Source organism: Leptodesmis sp., from assembly GCF_052746595.1.
In genome coordinates this window covers 1-3,363 of the sequence record NZ_JBRAGO010000190.1, presented here as the reverse complement: position 1 = coordinate 3,363, position 3,363 = coordinate 1, and the positions used below count along the sequence as shown (strand labels likewise).

The following is a 3,363-nucleotide window of genomic DNA, read 5'->3' as shown; positions in this document are numbered from 1 at the left end:
GCCAATTCTGCTGCAACAGGATCTGAGTTAAGCGATCGACCTGGGTTGGCGCAAGGACTAAAGCAGGAAGGGGTGGTAGATCCGGATCCGGAGTTGCGATCGCGCCTTGCCCACCTTCAAGGGGGAGGGGAGAAGATTCTTCCGTATCGACCTCCCTCTGAAGGGTGAGATTGATGTCGTCAAGCAAGGGTTTGACGGCTGTCTGGACATCACTTCCCTCCGTTAGGGGTACCAGCGAGGTGGGAGAAACTTCAACAGCAGCAGGCAGAGGGTTCGCTTCTGGGAAAACCGGGGGTGGTACCAATCCCTGGGGATCTTGGAGGGACAACACTCGCAGGGGCATGACGATGCGAAGCCGGCATCCTGCTCCCGGCTTGGTCTCGACTTGAAAGCGTCCCCGGAGCAGAGACACCCGTTGTTGCATACCACGTAAACCAAAGCCTGTGACAGCGTGCTCCAGGTCAAAGCCACGGCCGTTATCTTCAATAATCAAGCCCAGGGAGGTTGGGGTGGTACTTAGTTGCAAGTTGACTTCTGTAGCCTGAGCATACTTACAAATATTGTTGAGGCCTTCTTGAATAATGCGATAAACCGGAGTTACCACTTCGGCAGGCACGGGAGCCACCAGATTCAACTTCACGGTAGGCAAAACACCAGTGGAACGATGGAAGCTTTCGACCTTCGACCAAGGCAGTAATCAGAGTTTCAATGGACTGGTCATCTGGGCTATCCGTCCGTAGCGTTCTTACCGTCTGCCGGACTTCCTGAACTGCAGTCGATCCCAATCGCTGGGCCTCTTCCAAAAATTGTTCAGCGCGGTTGGGATCGAGTTGCCAGAGCTTAACCGCCGTTTGTAACTGAATATTGAGAGCGGTCAATGTCTGTCCGAGGGAATCATGTAAGTCGCGGGCAATCCGGTTGCGTTCCTGAGACGCAGAAAAGTTCCCAAACTGAAGCACCGTCTGCCAGAGTTGCTCATGAATGCGTGCAAGTTCTTCGGGGGCTTGAGGATCTTCCACAACGCATCAACTGCCCGATAATATCGACTATAACCCTATGAGTATTATCATAGCATCCCCAATTCTGACAACCATGCCTGTTGGCGCAATCGCCTCAGTACCAATCTGGAAGCCTGTGCTTGCAGGACATGGCCAACACTCACCCAGTTTAGTTCTATTCTGCCGCAGCCATTCCTACCTTGTGACAAATGTCATAGTCAGGCCATGACATTTAGGGGATGCCTCCTCCAGACTAAACCGATACTCTGTAATCATCCCCCTTGAAATCAAGGAAATAGCCCCATGCCGTTAGTCTACCGTATCGCTTCCTCTACCTGTCAGGCTATTGCCCCCACGCTCCCCCCAACAGTATGCAATCACCGGGCCGCAGGTTTCTCTGCATCTATTTTTCACATCCTGAACTGGCAGTTTAGTAGGGTTTGCAAGGCGCAGGACGTGGGTTTCAAAGCAGCCCCTGTCCGCTGCTGACAATCGCAACCTCTGAATTTGCAGTCTACTCTATCCTGTCTTACCCAGTTCCCCTACCGGGTATTTTTTTGACCACTCAACAGGAACCTTAAATGTTTCTAAAGAACCTACCCAGGGTAAACGGGGGATGAATGGGTAGAATGCCCCTACTCAAGGCGCGATCGCTGAGCGATTCTAGAAATAGATAAAAGCTGCTGGCACTCGATATAGCCAGTCTTTCAAAAACCATCAACCGTAGGGATTAGGTTGAGCTTTATAAGCGCAAGACCCCAGGCGATTGTCTGGGGTCTAGTTGTTTGCCTAGAAAATCGTCAATCCAGCAGCCAAAATCACCTTATTTTTCACTGAATTCGCCAATACAGGCGGCAATGAAAAAGCAAGCAACAATAACACAAAGTGACTTGACAATAGTTAAAGTGACTTGACGGCTTCTGTGAGAGCTACAGCCAAATCCTGATAACGACGGGGATCGCCTTCTGGCAGGGTCATGCGCTCCTGAAATTTGCGGTCATAGAGTTTTTCCAGTGTTAACCACCAGTTCATTTCTACCGTAGTCACAGTTGGTTGCTCCTCACTTTGGCAACCATGCAGGGTTTGCAACACCTGCAAGGCTCGGGTCGCACGGCTCCGGATACCAGCATCGGGATCCGTATTCGTCAATTGCTGGAGATGGGTCAGAATGGTCGAGACTAAGGCGGGTTGGGTTTCTATAGTGGCCTGGGCTAAAGCTTGTAAGCCTGCGATCGCCGCATAGCGCACCACCCACTCCGGATCCTGTCCCAGCCCCATTAACACATTACAGACATTCACCTGAGCGACTTTGGCCTGCTCGACCTCCAGTTCTTCCCAGTGAACAGTTCCCAGTCCTCTAGCAGCGGCTCGTCGGACACTCAAGGCAAAGTCGTGTTGCGCGGCTGCCATCAACACATCGAGTCCTCGGGCATCGCCAATGCCTGCCATCGCTCGAATGGCCCAAGCCCGTGCCGTGTAGTTGTGACCATCGAGTAGATCGAGGAGGGGTTGCACGGCAGGTTTCCCGATCGCAATTAACCCATCCACGGCAGCCACAGCGGCTCCGGGGTTGTTGTAACGCAGGGTAGCAATCAAGGTCGGAATGGTTTCTACTAAACGAGCATTGGCTAACTGCTGGACAGCTTGCACTAAACGGGTCGCAGAGTCTGCTTCATCAACAGCGCGGATAAGCGTTTGAGCCAGAGCAGCATTCGACATATAAAGTTTTAAGGATGGAGTTTTAAATTTTGCATCATTCAGTTATCTCTCATTATTCGCTATTCGGGGAACGAAACGGAGTTTGTAATCATTTTGTAACGAAATGGAAAGGGGGAAGGGTGGATCAGGAGAAGCTGCAGGAGATGAAGAGGATAGGGAGGTGAATCGTGGATAGTAAACAGGTGCAGCCAATAGACAACACCTTCCACCCGATTGCTACCCCAGTTAGGACAGCAGCAAAATTGAGCCAAGCCCAAATCGCCAATCGTTCGACTGAGGCTCACGAACATCCAACAGCCAAAATCACAACAGGCTGTCCATCAATTCCATAATATGAACGGCTTCGTCTGAAAGGGTGTCGGTGGCCGTGTGTTTTACTTGGTGTTCCAGGAGTCCTTTCAGGGAAATGAGTTTGAGGCTATTTTCGGCCAACGTTGCGGCGATCGCCGTCGCTGCTGGGTAATAGCCGATCGCCCCCAGATCGGCTAACACCGCTCGGCGCAGTTGCAACTTGTCACCTTTAAGAGCCTCAATCAGGCGATCAGCATAGCTGGAATCTCCCGTCAATTGATAGAGGGCGCGGGCAGCAGCATATTGAATGAGTTCGGTGGGATGTTCTAGAAAGGGTTGGATGGCAGGGATGGCA

At 51.7% G+C, this 3,363-nt stretch carries 4 protein-coding genes; all 4 read right to left on the bottom strand.

The window, feature by feature from the left end:
• Positions 1-640 (bottom strand): sensor histidine kinase (locus ACUVQO_RS22820; RefSeq protein ID WP_445928116.1); only part of this gene is annotated, 640 nt, incomplete at its 3' end.
• Positions 552-1,019: a sensor histidine kinase gene (locus ACUVQO_RS22815; RefSeq protein ID WP_445928115.1), complete on the bottom strand. Its 468-nt coding sequence runs from the start codon at positions 1,017-1,019 to the stop codon at positions 552-554. The genes ACUVQO_RS22820 and ACUVQO_RS22815, both read right to left, overlap by 89 nt.
• A gap of 879 nt (positions 1,020-1,898) precedes the next feature.
• Positions 1,899-2,717 carry a HEAT repeat domain-containing protein gene (locus ACUVQO_RS22810; protein ID WP_445928114.1) on the bottom strand — a complete coding sequence of 273 codons (819 nt, stop codon included), beginning with the start codon at positions 2,715-2,717 and terminating at the stop codon, positions 1,899-1,901.
• A 303-nt stretch (positions 2,718-3,020) separates the two neighbouring features.
• A partial coding sequence (locus tag ACUVQO_RS22805; RefSeq protein WP_445928113.1) for a HEAT repeat domain-containing protein occupies positions 3,021-3,363 on the bottom strand: 343 nt, incomplete at its 5' end.